The sequence below is a fragment of the Komagataeibacter intermedius TF2 genome, from assembly GCF_000964425.1.
Classification (GTDB): Bacteria; Pseudomonadota; Alphaproteobacteria; order Acetobacterales; family Acetobacteraceae; genus Komagataeibacter; species Komagataeibacter intermedius.
Genome location: NZ_BANF01000008.1, coordinates 1 through 15672, shown reverse-complemented (window position 1 = coordinate 15672; position 15672 = coordinate 1). Strand labels below are relative to the sequence as shown.

At 63.6% G+C, this 15672-nt stretch carries 16 protein-coding genes; all 16 read left to right on the top strand.

The features are described 5' to 3' along the window. Positions 1 to 42 precede the first annotated feature (42 nt). A complete protein-coding gene (locus B7449_RS01150) occupies positions 43 to 792 on the top strand; it encodes a YebC/PmpR family DNA-binding transcriptional regulator (RefSeq protein ID WP_039736349.1) in 750 nt (249 codons plus the stop codon). An 8-nt stretch (positions 793 to 800) separates the two neighbouring features. Then, the gene (gene ruvC / locus B7449_RS01145) at positions 801 to 1307 is read left to right on the top strand and encodes a crossover junction endodeoxyribonuclease RuvC (RefSeq protein ID WP_039736348.1); all 507 of its coding nucleotides are present in this window, start codon (positions 801 to 803) and stop codon (positions 1305 to 1307) included. Next, the gene (gene ruvA, locus B7449_RS01140; RefSeq protein ID WP_039736347.1) at positions 1304 to 1924 is read left to right on the top strand and encodes a Holliday junction branch migration protein RuvA; all 621 of its coding nucleotides are present in this window, start codon (positions 1304 to 1306) and stop codon (positions 1922 to 1924) included. The genes ruvC and ruvA overlap by 4 nt, the downstream gene beginning before the upstream one ends. After that, positions 1921 to 2982, top strand: coding sequence for a Holliday junction branch migration DNA helicase RuvB (ruvB, locus tag B7449_RS01135; protein WP_039736346.1), 1062 nt, complete (start codon positions 1921 to 1923; stop codon positions 2980 to 2982). The genes ruvA and ruvB overlap by 4 nt, the downstream gene beginning before the upstream one ends. Beyond that, complete coding sequence (locus B7449_RS01130) at positions 2969 to 3388, top strand: YbgC/FadM family acyl-CoA thioesterase (RefSeq protein WP_039736345.1); 420 nt, start codon at positions 2969 to 2971, stop codon at positions 3386 to 3388. The genes ruvB and B7449_RS01130 overlap by 14 nt, the downstream gene beginning before the upstream one ends. A gap of 201 nt (positions 3389 to 3589) precedes the next feature. Next, a complete protein-coding gene (gene tolQ / locus B7449_RS01125; RefSeq protein WP_082084716.1) occupies positions 3590 to 4255 on the top strand; it encodes a protein TolQ in 666 nt (221 codons plus the stop codon). Positions 4256 to 4257: 2 nt separating this feature from the next. Next, positions 4258 to 4692 (top strand): protein TolR, encoded by a 435-nt coding sequence (gene tolR / locus B7449_RS01120; RefSeq protein WP_010515144.1) that lies wholly within the window; start codon positions 4258 to 4260, stop codon positions 4690 to 4692. 30 nt (positions 4693 to 4722) lie between these two features. Next, complete coding sequence (locus B7449_RS01115) at positions 4723 to 5715, top strand: hypothetical protein (protein ID WP_039736343.1); 993 nt, start codon at positions 4723 to 4725, stop codon at positions 5713 to 5715. A gap of 30 nt (positions 5716 to 5745) precedes the next feature. Then, positions 5746 to 7113: a Tol-Pal system beta propeller repeat protein TolB gene (gene tolB, locus B7449_RS01110; RefSeq protein WP_039736342.1), complete on the top strand. Its 1368-nt coding sequence runs from the start codon at positions 5746 to 5748 to the stop codon at positions 7111 to 7113. A 247-nt stretch (positions 7114 to 7360) separates the two neighbouring features. After that, positions 7361 to 7831 carry a peptidoglycan-associated lipoprotein Pal gene (gene pal / locus B7449_RS01105; protein WP_039736341.1) on the top strand — a complete coding sequence of 157 codons (471 nt, stop codon included), beginning with the start codon at positions 7361 to 7363 and terminating at the stop codon, positions 7829 to 7831. Between the two features lie 111 nt (positions 7832 to 7942). After that, positions 7943 to 8686, top strand: coding sequence for a tol-pal system YbgF family protein (locus B7449_RS01100; RefSeq protein ID WP_039736340.1), 744 nt, complete (start codon positions 7943 to 7945; stop codon positions 8684 to 8686). A gap of 17 nt (positions 8687 to 8703) precedes the next feature. Then, positions 8704 to 9978, top strand: coding sequence for a tRNA lysidine(34) synthetase TilS (tilS, locus tag B7449_RS01095; protein WP_141654877.1), 1275 nt, complete (start codon positions 8704 to 8706; stop codon positions 9976 to 9978). A 131-nt stretch (positions 9979 to 10109) separates the two neighbouring features. Continuing rightward, positions 10110 to 12050 carry an ATP-dependent zinc metalloprotease FtsH gene (gene ftsH / locus B7449_RS01090; protein ID WP_039736338.1) on the top strand — a complete coding sequence of 647 codons (1941 nt, stop codon included), beginning with the start codon at positions 10110 to 10112 and terminating at the stop codon, positions 12048 to 12050. Positions 12051 to 12294: 244 nt separating this feature from the next. Next, a complete protein-coding gene (gene folP / locus B7449_RS01080) occupies positions 12295 to 13338 on the top strand; it encodes a dihydropteroate synthase (RefSeq protein WP_082084712.1) in 1044 nt (347 codons plus the stop codon). A 51-nt stretch (positions 13339 to 13389) separates the two neighbouring features. Further along, positions 13390 to 14748: a phosphoglucosamine mutase gene (gene glmM, locus B7449_RS01075; protein WP_039736336.1), complete on the top strand. Its 1359-nt coding sequence runs from the start codon at positions 13390 to 13392 to the stop codon at positions 14746 to 14748. A gap of 5 nt (positions 14749 to 14753) precedes the next feature. Continuing rightward, complete coding sequence (gene thiD / locus B7449_RS01070; protein WP_039736335.1) at positions 14754 to 15557, top strand: bifunctional hydroxymethylpyrimidine kinase/phosphomethylpyrimidine kinase; 804 nt, start codon at positions 14754 to 14756, stop codon at positions 15555 to 15557. Positions 15558 to 15672: the final 115 nt, after the last annotated feature.

The window sequence follows — 15672 nt, the reverse complement described above, 5'->3', positions numbered from 1 at the left end:
GACAGACAAGAACGATAGACGAAACAGGATCAGGGACGAACGATGGCGGGTCATTCCCAATTCAAGAATATCATGCACCGCAAGGGCGCGCAGGACGCCAAGCGGGCCAAGCAGTTTGCCAAGGTCATCCGTGAAATCACCGTGGCCACGCGTGAGGGCATGCCCGACCCGGCCATGAACCCGCGCCTGCGTGCCGCCATTTCCGCCGCGCGTGAAGTCAACATGCCCAAGGACACGGTTGAACGCGCGATCAAGAAGGCGTCCGGTGCCGGTGGTGGCGATGACTATACGGAAGTCCGGTACGAAGGCTACGGCCCCGCCGGTGTCGCCGTGATCGTGGAAGGGCTGACCGATAACCGCAACCGCACGGCGTCCGATGTCCGGGCTGCGTTTTCCAAGCATGGCGGTTCGCTGGGGGAGACGAACTCGGTCTCCTTCATGTTCACCCGTCTGGGCGTGATCACCTATCCGGCTGATGCGGCCAGTGAGGACGACCTGATCGAGGCTGGCCTTGAAGCCGGCGCCGAAAATGTCGAGACGGTGGACGGCATGCATGAAGTGACCTGCCCGGTCGAATCCTTCTTCGCCGTGCGTGACGCGCTGGAAACCCGCTTTGGCGAACCGGCTTCGGCCAAGCTGGACTGGCGCCCGTCCAATACGGTCGAACTGGATGAAGACAGGGCACGCAGCGTGTTCAAGCTGATCGACACGCTGGAAGACCATGACGACGTGCAGGCGGTGTACGCCAATTTCGACGTGCCGGACGACGTGGCTGAAAAGCTGTCGGCCTGATCCGGCCGGTGGTCCGCATCCTTGGTATCGACCCCGGCCTGCGGTTTACCGGCTGGGGGGTCGTGACGGCGCAGGGCAACCGGCTGAGCCACGTGGCCGATGGGGTGATTGCCACCGATTCGGCTCTGTCCGTGCCCGAACGCCTGCGTCACCTGCATGACGCGCTGCTGGAACTGGCGCGGAACTTTGCCCCGGATGAAGCGGCGGTCGAGGAAACCTATGTCAACCGTAACGGGGCCGCGACGCTGAAGCTGGGCTATGCCCGCGGGGTGGGGCTGCTGGTGCCGATGCTGCTGGATATTCCCGTGGCCGAATACGGGGCGAAAACGGTCAAGCGTGCCGTGGTCGGCACCGGGGCCGCGACAAAGGAACAGGTCAGCATGATGGTCCGCCGTATCCTGCCCACGGCATTGCTGAAGCGCGCGGATGCGGCGGATGCGCTGGCGGTCGCCATCTGTCACGCCCATCATCGCGCCAGCGCCGCCCACATCGCCAATGCGACGAGGATGGCATGATCGCACAGCTGCGCGGCCTGCTGGCGCAGGTGGAGGCGGATCGCTGCGTCATTGACGTCAATGGCGTCGGCTATCTGGTGCAGGCATCCAGCCGCACGCTGGCTGCACTGCCCCAGCCGCCGGAACTGGCCTGCGTGCTGGTGGAAACCGTGGTGCGGGAAGACGCCATCCTGCTGTATGGCTTTGCCGATGCATCGGAACGGTCATGGTTCCGCCTGCTGACCACCGTGCAGGGTGTGGGGGCGAAGGTGGCGCTGGCCATCCTGTCGGTCCTGCCGCCGCCGGACCTCATGGCCGCGATCGCGGCGGGCGACAGGACCATGCTGACCCGTGCGGGCGGCGTGGGCGCGCGGCTGGCGCAGCGCATCGTGACCGAACTGCGCGACAAGTGCGACGGGATGCCCACGGGCCTGCCCGCAGGGGTGGCGGTATCGGCGGCTACGGTTGCGGTTCCCACGCCACGCAGCATCGCGGCCGATGCGGTGCTGGCGCTGTCCGGCCTTGGCTTCCGCCGTGCCGAGGCACAGCCCGTGGTGGAGCGGGTGATTGACCGGTGCGAGGGCAATGCCGATCTGGATGTCGTGATCCGTGATGCGCTGAAGGAGCTGGCCCGATGAGCGAACAGCCCGAGCGCGAGATCGACGCCCGCAGGGGCGAGGAAGACGGCAACGAAGGGTCGCTGCGGCCCCAGACGCTTGATGACTTTACCGGCCAGAAGGCCAGCCGCGAAAACCTTGCCATTTTCATTGCCGCGGCCCGGCAGCGCGGGGATGCGCTGGACCATGTGCTGCTGCACGGGCCGCCGGGACTGGGCAAGACCACGCTGGCGCAGATCGTGGCGCGCGAACTGGGTGTGGGCTTTCGCGCCACATCGGGGCCGGTGATCCAGCGCGCGGGCGATCTGGCGGCGATCCTGACCAACCTGCAGCCGCGTGACGTGCTGTTCATTGATGAAATCCACCGCCTGCATCCCTCCATCGAGGAAGTGCTGTATCCGGCGATGGAGGATTTCCAGCTTGACCTGATCATTGGCGAAGGGCCTGCCGCGCGTTCGGTGCGGATCGACCTGGCGCCCTTCACGCTTGTGGCGGCTACCACGCGCGCGGGCCTGCTGGCGACACCGCTGCGCGACCGGTTTGGTATCCCGCTGCGGCTGGTGTTCTATACCCCCGAAGAACTGTGCCAGATCGTGACCCGGGGCGCGCGCAAGCTGGAATTCGACCTGACGGCGGAGGGGGCGGAGGAAATCGCCCGCCGCTCCCGTGGCACGCCGCGTATCGCGGGCAGGCTTCTGCGCCGGGTGCGTGACTTTGCCGCCGTGGCGCGCGCGGGCAGCGGCCCGGTGGACCGGGCGCTGGCCGATGCCGCGCTGTCGCGGCTGGAAGTCGACTCGATGGGGCTGGACGGCATGGACCGCCGCTACCTGCGCCGGATTGCCGAATACCACCATGGCGGACCGGTGGGCGTGGAAACGCTGGCCGCCGCCCTGGCGGAAGCGCGTGATACACTCGAGGACGTGATCGAGCCTTACCTGATTCAGGAAGGGCTTGTGCTACGGACAAGCCGTGGGCGCATGCTGGGCGAACGGGGCTGGCGACACCTTGGGTTGCAACCCCCCGCCCGCGCGCCCGGACAGGGTGACCTGCTGGGGGATGGGATTGATGGTACAACATAATATCGACTTCCGTATCTATTACGAGGACACGGATGCGGGGGGCGTGGTCTACCATGCCCGCTACCTTGCGCTGGCGGAACGCGCCCGCACGGAAGCCATCCGCGCGCAGGGACAGGCAGCGTCCGACCTGCTGGCCGATTACGGGCTGGCCTTTGTGGTACGGCATGCGGCCATCGATTACCGCGCGCCGCTGCGGCTGGATGATATCGTGCGCATCACGACTCGCCTGACGGAACTGGGGGCTGCAAGCTGCCGGCTGGTTCAGGATTTCCATCGTGTGGATGGGGAAGGCGGCACGGCGTGCGGGTTGCTGGATGTCCGTCTGGCCTGCATCCGTGCGGAAGATGGGCGTGCTGCCCGATTTCCGCCGCTATGGCGTGATCTTTTACGTGAACTTGTGGCCTGAATCAGGCAAAGGCATGCAGTGTGCACGTGCTTTTCGTGCCATGGGTTGACCGGGATGCAAGGCTGTGCGGAAAGCGGGTTGGCCGCGACTTGCTAAAGGGGCAAGTTTCGTGTTTGTGCGAACGGTCAAGGTGGGCAGGAGGTATATTTGGACCAAGCGGTTAACGCGGCGAATCTGGGCGCTGCAGCGGGTGATCTGTCGATGTGGGCGCTGTTCATGCACGCATCGATTGTGGTCAAGCTGGTAATGATTGGCCTGGTAACCTGCAGTGTGATTGTGTGGGCAATCATCTTCGACAAATTCACGACCATCCGCCGGGTCAACCGGCAGGCGAATGATTTTGAGGAACGCTTCTGGGCCGGTGGCAGCCTGGAAGACCTCTACGAATCCGATGGGGCGAAGCCGGTCCACCCCATGTCGGCGGTCTTTGGCGCGGCAATGGGTGAATGGCGGCGGTCGTCGCGCATTACCGGCATCGACCTGGTGCATGGCGGGGTGCAGGACCGCGTCAACCGCGCCATGGCCATCACCATTACACGGGAAATGGACCGCCTGAACCGGTGGATCATCTTCCTTGCCACCATCGGGCCGGTCGCACCGTTCATCGGCCTGTTCGGCACGGTATGGGGGATCATGCATGCCTTCGGGTCGATCGCGGCGATGCACAACACCAACCTGTCTGTCGTGGCGCCGGGTATTTCCGAAGCCCTGTTCGCGACAGCCATCGGTCTTGTCACGGCCATTCCGGCGGTGATCGCCTATAACGTGATCAGCAACAGCATGAGCGTGTTCGAGGACCGGCTGGACGCTTTCGGTACCGAATTCGCCGCCATCCTGTCGCGGCAGTCCGAAGAAAGGGGCGCCTGATCATGGGGGCAAGCCTGAGCGACCTGCGTGGACGCCGGCGCAAGCGGCGGCCCATGGCGGAAATCAACGTCACCCCACTGGTTGACGTGATGCTGGTGCTGCTCATCATCTTCATGGTGACAGCCCCCATGATGACAAGCGGCGTGAACGTAGATCTGCCCAAGACGGACGCGGCCCCGGTCAATACCGATACCAAGCCGATCACCGTCTCGATCCGGTCCAATGGCGACCTGTACCTGGGTGATGATCCCGTCTCGCCGGACCAGCTGGTGGACCAGCTGAAGGCGGCGGCGCAGAATGACCGCGAACACCGCATTTTCGTGCGTGGGGATTCCCATATCGATTATGGCCGGGTGATGCAGATCATGGGGCAGATCACGGCCGGCGGCTTTACGCACGTGGCGCTGCTGGCGCAGCAGCCGCCCGGCGGTCACTGAGCTGAACCAGGTATCGGGAGCCGTCTGATCGTGGTGCCACCGCGTCGTTCCGAACGTATCCTCATGCGGCGCTCCGTCCTTGTATCGGGCGGGCTGCATGTCGCGCTGCTGCTTGCGGTACTGCTCAGGATGCCGGTGCCGGTTCCCAAGGAACCGCCACCGCCGCCCACGATCGAGATGGAATTCGCGGCCGATACCGGCACGTCGACCCCGCATAAGGGCAACAGGCCCGCGCCCAGGCCCGCCCCGGCGCCCGCGCCGGTCAGGCAGGAAGCGCCCCCTGCGCCCACCCCGCCGGAAAAGGCACCGAACGAGGAAGCGGCCCCGCCACCACCACCGCCGCCACCCATGCCGCCGCCACAGCAGGCGCCAAAGCCCGTGCCGGATGCGCCAACGCCGCCGCGTGAACAGCAGCCGTCACCCGATGCGGTGAAACTGCCGCCCACGCCGCCCAAGGCAGCGCCTGCGCAGGCCCATGCCCCGGTTCCCCCGTCGGATCAGCCGGATCCGACGGCTGCGCCCAAGGTGCAGGAGCGGTCAAGCACGACGCAGCCCAACGAGGCGAAAAAGCACGTGCCCGATACGCATTCCCTGCTGGCGACGCTGGATGCCTTCCGTGCGGACCAGAAGCAGACGCATCCGCCCAAGGCGCGCCCCAACCCGCAGCAGGGCGGCGCGCCCGATGGCGGCGGGACGCCGGATGGCGATATCACCAGTGCGCTGAACGCAACGCAGCAGAAGGCGATCGGCAATTCCGTAAGGCGCTGTTATTCGGAAGATACGGCCGCGCGGAATTATGCCCAGTTCGTGGCGCATCTGGTGGTGACGGTCGATGGGACCGGTACGGCGCGACTGGTGGAATTCGCCCCCCAGACGCAGGCGCAGATGGCGTCGGACCCGTCGTACCGCGCGCTGGCGGAACGCGCGCGTGATGCGGTGCTCAGCCCCACCTGTGCCAAACTGCCCATTCCGCAGAACCTGCTGGGACAGACCAGACAACTGAAATTCGTATTCCGTCCCTGAGATACAGGGAACGAAGGCGAGGAGAGGAAAATGACGTCAAGCGTAAAGCCACTGATCCCCGATGATGATGCCGACCGGCTGGCCGCGGCCTTTGGCCGTCGTGGCTTCATGGGGGCGGGTGTGGCCGGCGGCCTTATGGCCACGCCGCTGTTCGCCGCGGGTGCTGCCCATGCACAGGCGGCGGGCGATGCCGAAATTACGGTGGATCAGGCACGCACCGCGCCCATTCCCATTGTCCTGCCTTCGCTGGGCAGCGGCGTCGCGCAGCAGATCACGGATGTCATTTCCGCCGATCTGGGGAATTGCGGGCTGTTCCGTCCCATCAGCGCCAGCATGCCGCAGGGCACGCCGGATTTCGGCAGCTACAAGTCCATGGGCGCACGCGCGGCCATGACCGGAAAGGTCGTGGACCAGGGCAACAGCCTGCGGGTGGAATTCCGCCTGTGGGATGTCGTGACCGGCAAGCAGATCCAGGGCACGGCCTATACCGCCGCGTCGCAGGACTGGCGCCGCATCGCGCATGTGATTGCCGATGTGATCTATGGCCGCCTGCTGGGTGAACAGGGTTACTTCAATTCCCGCATTGCGTATATCGCCCGTTCCGGCCCGCGTGCGCGGCAGGTCACGCGGCTTGCCATCATGGATCAGGATGGGGCGGACAGCCGTTACCTGACCAACGGGCAGTGGCTGACGCTGACGCCGCGCTTTAACCCGGCCAATAGTGAACTGGCATTCATGTCGTACGCGAACTACAGGCCGCGGGTTTACCTGTTCAACCTTAATACTGGGCAGCAACGGCTTCTGGGTGACTTCTCGGGTATTTCGTTTGCCCCGCGTTTTGCGCCTGATGGCCGGTCCGTCGTTCTGTCGGTTACGCGTGGCAGCGGGTCGGACATCTATACGGTAGACCTGGCCACGATGGCGCGGCGGCAGATTACGTCGTCCGGCGCGATTGACACCAGCCCGTCCTACAGCCCTGACGGATCGCAGATCGTATTCAACTCCGACCGTGGCGGGTCGCCGCAGCTCTATATCATGAGTGCCGCGGGCGGGGACGCAAAGCGGATTTCCTATGGCCATGGGCATTACGGGTCGCCCGTGTGGTCACCGCGTGGCGACCTGATTGCGTTTTCGCGCATTGCCAATGGCAGTTTCTCGCTGGGGGTCATGGCGCCTGATGGAACGGGCGAGCGGATACTGACACAGGGCTTTACTGTGGAAAGCCCGACCTTCTGCCCCAATGGCCGCGTGCTGGCGTTCTGCCGGCAGAGCTCGGCAGGAAGCAATGGTGCCGGATTTGCAACAGGTATCAATACAATTGATATTACCGGCTTTCATGAACGCGCCCTTCCGGCGGGTAGCGCGTCGGACCCCACGTGGTCGCCGCTAAACAAGTAAGTTTTTCAACGAGTTGGGCAGACAATATTCCGCAACCTAATCATTTAGCAAATGGCGGGTATGTGTTTGTCCAACATTGACTGTGGCCGGGTTTTATCTCTATGGTAATGGCGGTTTCCAGCGATCGCGGGTTTCTGTTGGACAGTTTGTTTGGCAGGACGCAACGAGACTCGGGACCGTTCTATATTTAAATCCGGAAATTCAACAAATGGTTTCAGGTAATGGAACCGATCCAGGATCAAAAGTAATGAAACTGAAGCTTCTCGGTGCGGCCGGCATGGCCCTTTTTCTCGCTGCCTGTTCCGATCATGCGAACAAGAACGTGAACACGGGCGCAGCCACGCAGCAGGTCGGCCCCACCCCGGGCAGTGAAGCTGACCTGGTCGCGACCGCTGGTGACCGCGTGCTGTTCGCCCTGAACCAGAACACGCTGTCGAGCGATGCGAAGGCGACGCTGGACAAGCAGGCGGCGTGGCTGGCCAAGTACCCGCAGGTGCACGTGCAGGTTGCCGGTAACTGCGATGATCGCGGCACGGAAGAATACAACATCGCGCTGGGTGAGCGTCGTGCCAATGCTGCACACGACTATCTGGTGGCGAAAGGTGTCGATGCGTCGCGCATCACCACCATTTCCTATGGTAAGGACCGTCCGACCGCCGTTGGCGATGACGAAGCATCCTGGGCCCAGAACCGTAACGCCATCACGGCGGTACAGTAAGTCTCTGCCCACGCTTTCGATTGCGTGACAGTTATGGAACCGGCCGGGCGCTTATCGCTCGGCCGGTTTTGTTTTAGGTTGGCATGTCTTGTGTTTCAAAGGGTTTGGTCCATGCGGTCTGTGATGTCATGTTTCCTTTCTGTCCCGTCCCTGTGCCGCTGGTGGGGCAGGGTGGGCATGCTGGCAGGCGGGGTATCGCTGGCGTGCATGGGGCTGGCCCGGGCCGATGACAGCGGCAACCTGACCCTGCAGCTGCTGGACCGCGTCAACGCGCTGGAAGACCAGACACGGCAGATGCGTGGCCAGATCGACCAGTTGACCAATCAGGTCCAGCAGCAGAATGCCACGCTGAGCAAGCAGGTGGAGGACATGAACTTCGCCATGCAGCATGGTCATGCTGGCACGGGGGCGGCTACTACGATGGCCGCGCCTGCAGCCGCTGCCGCGGTCGCAGCGCCTGCGGCCAGCAAGCGCACGCCGGATGATGTGCTGAAGGCCGGGAATGAGGCGCTGCTGAAACAGGATTACGCCACGGCGCAGGCGGATGCGCAGCAGGTCCTGTCCGGTCCCAGGTCACCCCGGCAGGTTGATGCCCAGTACCTTCTGGCGCAGTCGCTGGCGGGGCAGAAACAGTACCGCCAGTCCGCGCTGGCCTATTATGATGCCTATAACCGCGCGCCGCACGGGCAGCGCGCGCCCAGCGCCCTGCTGGGCGTGGCGGCGACGCTTGTGGCGCTGAATGACAGGGCCTCGGCCTGTCAGGCGCTGGACAAGCTGTCCAGCGAGTTTCCCGAACCTGCCGCCCGTATCAAATCCGCCGAACAGGTCTATCGTAAACGCGCTAAATGTAACTGATTGGCGGACGGGCACTGGTGACTTTGGCTGAACCGGTCAGTTCGTCGCGTTTTTCCGCCATGATGGCGTCCCTTGGTCCGTGGCCGGGCGGGGGCGTGCCGGTTGCGGTTGCCGTATCAGGGGGGGCGGACAGCATGGCGCTGGCCATCCTTGCGCGGCAGTGGCGGCGCGATGTGGTGGCGCTGGTGGTGGATCATGGCCTGCGGGCCGAATCCCGGGCTGAAGCCGAACAGACCCTGGCCCGTCTGTCCACGCTGGACATTCCCGGCCGGTTGCTGGTGCTGACGGGACTGGAACGTGGAAGCCGCATGGCGGAACGTGCCCGGCACATGCGGTATCAGGCGCTGTTTGCTGCCTGCCGTCAGATCGGGGCGCTGGATCTGCTGGTGGCCCATCATGCGGGGGATCAGGCGGAAACGGTCATGATGCGCGCGCGTGCCGACAGTGGCGATGACGGGCTGGCGGGCATGGCGATCGTGACCCCCACGGCCGACATACGCATTGTCCGGCCATTGCTGGCATTTCCCAAGTCCGCCCTGTACGCCACCGTCCGCGCCACAGGCGTGGAATGGGTGGAAGATCCGTCGAACCATGACCTGCGTACGGAACGCGCGCGGGCGCGGCAGGCGCTGGCCCATGATGGGGGCCATGCCACGCGCCTGCTGTTGGAAGCCCGTCATGCCGGGGCGGGACGCATGGCGCGGGATGCGGTGGATGCACAATGGCTTGCAGCCCACGCCCGGTTTCATCGTGGGGGATGGGTGGTGCTGCCTGCCGGGCTGGCGCCCGCGCGGCTGCTGTCCGCCATGATCCGGGTGGTGGCCGGGCGCGACTATCCCCCGGCGCGCGACGCGGTGGACCGGCTGGTCCATGCGCCCCGGCCCGCGACCCTGGCAGGTGCGCAGATTATCCCGTGGCGCGGTGGGCAATGGATCATCGCGCGGGAAGAATCGGCGGTCTCGCCGCCCGTCATCGCGCGTGTGGGCGGGATGTGGGACCGGCGGTTCGTGTTGCTGGCGCAGCACCTGCCACATGGCTGCACCATGGGGGCGGCTGGCGCGGTTGCATCATGGTGGCCGGGCGGGCTGCCACGGTCCATCTGGCCCGCGCGCGTGTTGCGTACGCTGCCCGCGCTATGGCACGATGGGCGCATCATGGCCGTCCCGCATATCGGGCTGCGCACGCAGGATTGCGTGACCGATGCGGTTTTTGTGAACCAGCCACCCCATCCCGTGTTACCCGGGGCCATGTTTTATGGCCCCGGTGACGGACGTTCTGATCCATTGTCATAAAAGGTGGTGGATTGGGGGTGTGAATGTCCCTTGATCGTCCTATGTATGATAGGACGTAGTGAACGTGGCGTCTGTTCGTCTGCCCGCGTGGGGTGGTGGCGAAGGGGCCAGCGGATGGAACAGTAGGCAAGATGAACAATTTCGGCCGCAACCTGGCCCTGTGGGTTATCATCATCGTCCTGTTGCTGCTGCTGTTTAACGTTTTCCAGCCCGGAAGCGTGCAGCACGCATCGCAGCAACTGGCATATTCCGATTTCATCGGGGACGTGAACAGCGGGCATGTCCGGTCTGTCGTGGTGCAGGAACATAACATTACCGGCACACTGACGGATGGCACCTCGTTCGACACGTATGCGCCGCAGGACCCGACCCTGATTCCCCGCCTGACGGAGAAGGGGGTGGAGGTCGCGGCCAAGCCGCTGGAAAGCGATACCAACCCCTTCCTGCGCTACCTGATCAACTATGCGCCGCTGCTGCTTATGGTGGGGGCATGGATCTTCATCATGCGCCAGATGCAGTCCGGTGGCGGTCGCGCCATGGGCTTTGGCAAGTCGCGTGCACGGATGCTGACCGAAAAGCAGGGCCGCGTGACATTTGATGACGTGGCGGGCATTGATGAAGCCAAGGGTGAGCTGCAGGAAATCGTGGACTTCCTGCGCGACCCGCAGAAGTTCACCCGTCTGGGCGGCAAGATCCCCAAGGGCGTGCTGCTGGTTGGCCCCCCCGGCACGGGTAAGACGCTGCTGGCGCGTGCCATCGCGGGTGAGGCGAACGTGCCGTTCTTCACCATTTCCGGTTCCGACTTCGTGGAAATGTTCGTGGGTGTGGGTGCGTCGCGTGTCCGTGACATGTTCGAGCAGGGCAAGAAGGCCGCACCCTGCATCATCTTCATTGACGAAATCGACGCGGTCGGTCGCCATCGTGGCGCGGGCCTTGGTGGTGGGAATGACGAGCGTGAGCAGACCCTGAACCAGATGCTGGTCGAAATGGACGGGTTTGACAGCAATGAAGGCGTAATCCTGATTGCCGCGACCAACCGTCCCGACGTGCTTGACCCTGCCCTGCTGCGTCCCGGTCGCTTCGACCGTCAGGTCGTGGTGCCCAACCCCGATGTGGCGGGCCGTGAAAAGATCCTGCGCGTTCATATGCGCAAGGTGCCGCTGGCGTCCGATGTGGACCCCAAGGTCATCGCCCGTGGCACGCCCGGTTTTTCGGGTGCGGACCTGGCGAACCTTGTCAATGAAGCGGCGCTGATGGCTGCCCGCCTTGGCAAGCGTACCGTTGCCATGCTGGAATTCGAGAACGCCAAGGACAAGGTGATGATGGGGGCCGAGCGTCGCTCCCTTGTCATGACCGAGGACGAAAAGAAGATGACCGCCTACCATGAAGGTGGCCATGCCCTTGTCGGTATTCTTACGCCGGGTTCCGACCCGGTGCACAAGGCGACGATCATCCCGCGTGGGCGTGCGCTGGGTATGGTGATGAGCCTGCCGGAAAAGGACCGTTATTCCGAAAGCCGGTCATGGTGCATCGGCAAGCTGACGCTGGCCATGGGCGGACGCGCGGCGGAGGAAATCATTTTTGGCCCGGATAACGTATCCACCGGGGCGTCGGGTGACATCAAGATGGCGACCGACGTGGCCCGCCGCATGGTGACTGAATGGGGTATGAGCGAAAAGCTCGGCATGGTGGCGTATGGCGGTAACGGGCAGGAAGTCTTCCTTGGCCACAGTGTCACGCAGAACAAGAACGTGTCCGAGGAAACCGCGCGCGAGATCGATAACGAGGTCCGCAAGCTGATCGATGCCGCTTATGATCGTGCCCGCAGCATGCTGTTGGAACATATTGATCAGTTGCACCGTCTGGGCGCGGCCTTGCTGGAATATGAAACCCTGACGGGTGAGGAAATCCGGCAGGTGCTGCGGGGCGAGAAGATCGAGCGCATGGTGGTTGACGACCCGATGCCGGAAAACCGGCGTCCGTCCGTGCCGCCTTCGGCGCCGTCCGCGCCGGTTGCCCCGCTGCCCGCACCGGAAAGTGGCGGCGGCGTTGGTACCGCACCGGCAGGCTAGGATATCTGATCCGGACGCAGGAATATGGCGGGATGGCCCATGGCTATCCCGCCATGTTTGTATCTGAACCATAAGGGATTGTTTTTAAATAATTCCTTGATAAGGAACACATGAAAGTTTTTGGGCGCCGCCTTTTTCAAAAAGGCGGCGTTGCCTGAAACATTCTGGAAAAGCTTCACCATGAACACCCGTGGAACTGGCAGGGTGGTTTCGTGGGCTGTCCTCAAGATACCCGCATTGATGGATGATGACGCACAACTGGCTGATTGAACCCCTTGCCCTGCTGCATGGGCCTGCCGCCCGGCAGGCTGTAACCGCCGGTCTGGCCCGCTGGCTGGCGGGCGGGCCGTCAGCCTATGCGCTGGCGCGGTTATGGGGAGGGGAGGAGGACGGACGTATCCTGCCTGCCTGCGCCATTCCCGCGCAATGGGCGCAGGTTGCGGACCGCATCAGCGCGCCGTTTCCCGATGCCGGCGTGCCGACCGGCCCGCAGGTGATGGGAATCATCAATGTCACGCCCGACAGTTTCAGCGATGGAGGGCGGCATTACCATGCAGCCCCCGCGCTGGAGGCCATACGTGCAATGCATGCAGCCGGATGCCGGATCGTTGATATCGGTGGCGAAAGCACCCGTCCCGGCGCCCCGCCGGTATCGGCGGACGAAGAATGGCGTCGTATCGGGCCGGTTATCCGTGCGGTGCGGGAAAGCCGCGCATTTGATGACCTGTACCTGTCCATTGATACGCGGCAGGCAATGGTCATGGACCGGGCGCTGGAAGCAGGTGCGAACATCATCAATGATGTCTCGGCCCTGACATATGATCCGGCGGCACGGAAGGTGGTGGCGCGGCATGGCTGCCCGGTCATGCTCATGCACATGCGCGGGACGCCCGCCACCATGCGCAACCATACGGCCTATGGTGATGTTGCGGTGGATGTGGTGCGCGAACTGTCGCAGCGGGTGGAGGAGGCGGTGGCAGCCGGTATCGACAGGACGCGCATACTGGTTGATCCCGGTATCGGCTTTGCCAAGACGGTGGAGGGGAACCTCGATCTTCTGGCGCGCCTGCCGCTGCTGGCCAATCTGGGCTGTCGGATGGTGCTGGGCGTATCACGCAAGCGCATGCTGGGCGAAATCTGTGCGCAGCCGGATGCGGGCCGCCGGGACCCGGCCACCATTGCCGCCAGCCTGCCGGGGCTGGTTTTTGCTGATACGGTGCTGCGCGTTCACAATGTTCCGGCCATGATGCAGGCCGTGCGTGTCAGTCAGGGGCTGGATCGTCACTGACAGGTAAGGTAGGTCGGAGTACGACCTGAATGCATCCGGAGACCCCCAGTAATGGTAAAAACAAGAAAGCTGTTCGGCACTGATGGAATCCGGGGGACTGCCAACCGCTTTCCCATGACGGTCGAAGTGGCGCAGAAGCTGGGGCAGGCGGCTGGCCTGCGCTTCATTCAGGGGACCCACCGCCATAGCGTGCTGCTGGGCAAGGACACGCGGCTGTCAGGTTACATGATCGAATGCGCGCTGGTGTCGGGCTTTCTGTCGGCAGGCATGGATGTGACGCTGGTGGGGCCAATGCCGACACCGGCCATTGCCATGCTGACCCGTTCGCTGCGTGCCGATCTGGGGGTCATGATCTCGGCGTCGCATAATCCGTACGGGGATAATGGCATCAAGCTGTTTGGTCCCGACGGGTTCAAGCTGTCGGATGAGACAGAAGCCGGAATCGAGGCGGCGATGAATGCCGACCTGACCCACATGCTGGCTGCCCCGGACCAGATCGGCCGGGCGTCCCGCCTGAATGACGCGGCGGGGCGGTATGTGGAAAACGCCAAGTCCTCCTTCCCGCGCGGGCTACGGCTGGACGGGCTGCGTATCGTGATCGACTGCGCCAATGGCGCGGCCTATCGTGTTGCCCCCACGGCATTGTGGGAACTGGGGGCGGAGGTCGTGCGCATTGGCTGCGACCCCGATGGCATCAACATCAATGAAGGCTGCGGCTCCACCCGGCCCGAAGCCCTGTGTGCGGCGGTGCAGCGGCACCGGGCGGATATTGGCATCGCCCTTGATGGGGATGCCGACCGGGTGCTGATTTCCGATGAAAAGGGACGCCTGATCGATGGCGACCAGATCCTTGCCCTGATTTCCAAGTCATGGGCACGGCAGGGACGGCTGTCCAGCCGGTATATCGTGGCCACCGTCATGTCCAACATGGGGCTGGAGCGATATCTGGAAACACAGGGGCTGGAACTGGTCCGCACGGCGGTGGGAGACCGCTATGTGGTGGAAAAGATGCGCGAACTTGGCGCCAATATCGGTGGTGAGCAGTCCGGGCACATGGTTCTGTCCGATTTCGCCACCACGGGCGACGGGCTGGTCGCGGCCCTGCAGGTCCTGGCGGAAGTAGTGGAAGCCGGTCGCCCCGCCAGCGAGGTCTGCCGCATGTTCAAACCCTATCCCCAGCTTCTGCAGAACGTCCGTTTCGCGGGCAAGAGCCCGCTGCATGACCCGCAGGTGCATGAAGCCCGCAAGGCCGCAGAAAAGCGGTTGGGGGAACGGGGGCGGCTGCTGCTGCGCGAAAGCGGCACGGAACCCTTGGTGCGCGTCATGGCGGAAGCAGAAGATGAAGTGCTTGTGAAAGAAGTGGTTGAGGATATGTGCGAAGCTATCAACGCGATCCAGATGGCGGGCTGATTTTTATGCGCGGACGTATTCTTGTCATGGCAGGTAGCGATAGCGGGGGCGGGGCAGGTATCCAGGCGGATATCAAGACCGTCACCATGCTGGGGGGCTTCGCCATGACCGCCGTGACGGCACTGACCGTACAGAACACGCTGGGCGTGCATGACGTCATGCCGGTGCCGCCTGCTTTCGTCAGTGCGCAGATGCGTTGTGTGATTGATGATCTGGGCGTGGATGCGTTCAAGAGTGGCATGCTGGACAGCCCTGACGTGATCGAGGCGATTGCCGGCGTGCTGATGACATCCGCCGATGTGCCCTATGTCCTTGATCCGGTCATGGTGGCGAAAGGTGGGGCGACATTACTGAAGGACAGTGCGCTGTCCACCCTGAAAGCGCGCCTGCTGCCGCTTGCTTCCATCCTGACCCCCAACCTGCCCGAAGCGGAGACCCTGCTGGGCCGCGAGATCGGGAATCGGGCGAACATGGTTGCCGCCGCGCATGACCTGCTGGCCATGGGGCCACGTGCCGTATTGCTCAAGGGCGGGCATATGCAGGGTGACGAACTGGTGGATGTGCTGCTGGAACGGGGCGGAAAGGCCGAGGAATTCGTGACCCGACGCATCCATACCCGCCATACGCATGGTACCGGCTGCACGCTGGCCAGTGCGATTGCAACCGGGCTGGGGCAGGGTATGGCCCTGCGGGACGCGGTTGTGCGGGCACGTGCCTATGTGCGCAAGGCGATCGCCTCGGCCCCCTGTTACGGTGCGGGTGCTGGCCCGCTGGATCATGCGGCAGGCATGGCGGCGTGGGTTAATTAATGATTAATTAATAAAATTCCGGACTTTTAATTTAAAAAGTTTATAACATAATGGTAATATATTATCAACTTTAGCAGCCTGTCGGGTTGGGCATTTTGCGGCTGATAACGCCGAG

Excerpts from the sequence above, each read along its gene's own strand:
- B7449_RS01150 (WP_039736349.1), top strand. The coding sequence starts at position 43 with ATGGCGGGTCATTCCCAATTCAAGAATATCATGCACCGCAAGGGCGCG.
- ruvA (WP_039736347.1), top strand. The coding sequence starts at position 1,304 with ATGATCGCACAGCTGCGCGGCCTGCTGGCGCAGGTGGAGGCGGATCGC.
- ruvB (WP_039736346.1), top strand. The coding sequence starts at position 1,921 with ATGAGCGAACAGCCCGAGCGCGAGATCGACGCCCGCAGGGGCGAGGAA.
- B7449_RS01130 (WP_039736345.1), top strand. The coding sequence starts at position 2,969 with ATGGTACAACATAATATCGACTTCCGTATCTATTACGAGGACACGGAT.
- tolQ (WP_082084716.1), top strand. The coding sequence starts at position 3,590 with ATGTGGGCGCTGTTCATGCACGCATCGATTGTGGTCAAGCTGGTAATG.
- tolR (WP_010515144.1), top strand. The coding sequence starts at position 4,258 with ATGGGGGCAAGCCTGAGCGACCTGCGTGGACGCCGGCGCAAGCGGCGG.
- tolB (WP_039736342.1), top strand. The coding sequence starts at position 5,746 with ATGACGTCAAGCGTAAAGCCACTGATCCCCGATGATGATGCCGACCGG.
- pal (WP_039736341.1), top strand. The coding sequence starts at position 7,361 with ATGAAACTGAAGCTTCTCGGTGCGGCCGGCATGGCCCTTTTTCTCGCT.
- B7449_RS01100 (WP_039736340.1), top strand. The coding sequence starts at position 7,943 with ATGCGGTCTGTGATGTCATGTTTCCTTTCTGTCCCGTCCCTGTGCCGC.
- ftsH (WP_039736338.1), top strand. The coding sequence starts at position 10,110 with ATGAACAATTTCGGCCGCAACCTGGCCCTGTGGGTTATCATCATCGTC.
- folP (WP_082084712.1), top strand. The coding sequence starts at position 12,295 with ATGATGACGCACAACTGGCTGATTGAACCCCTTGCCCTGCTGCATGGG.
- glmM (WP_039736336.1), top strand. The coding sequence starts at position 13,390 with ATGGTAAAAACAAGAAAGCTGTTCGGCACTGATGGAATCCGGGGGACT.
- thiD (WP_039736335.1), top strand. The coding sequence starts at position 14,754 with ATGCGCGGACGTATTCTTGTCATGGCAGGTAGCGATAGCGGGGGCGGG.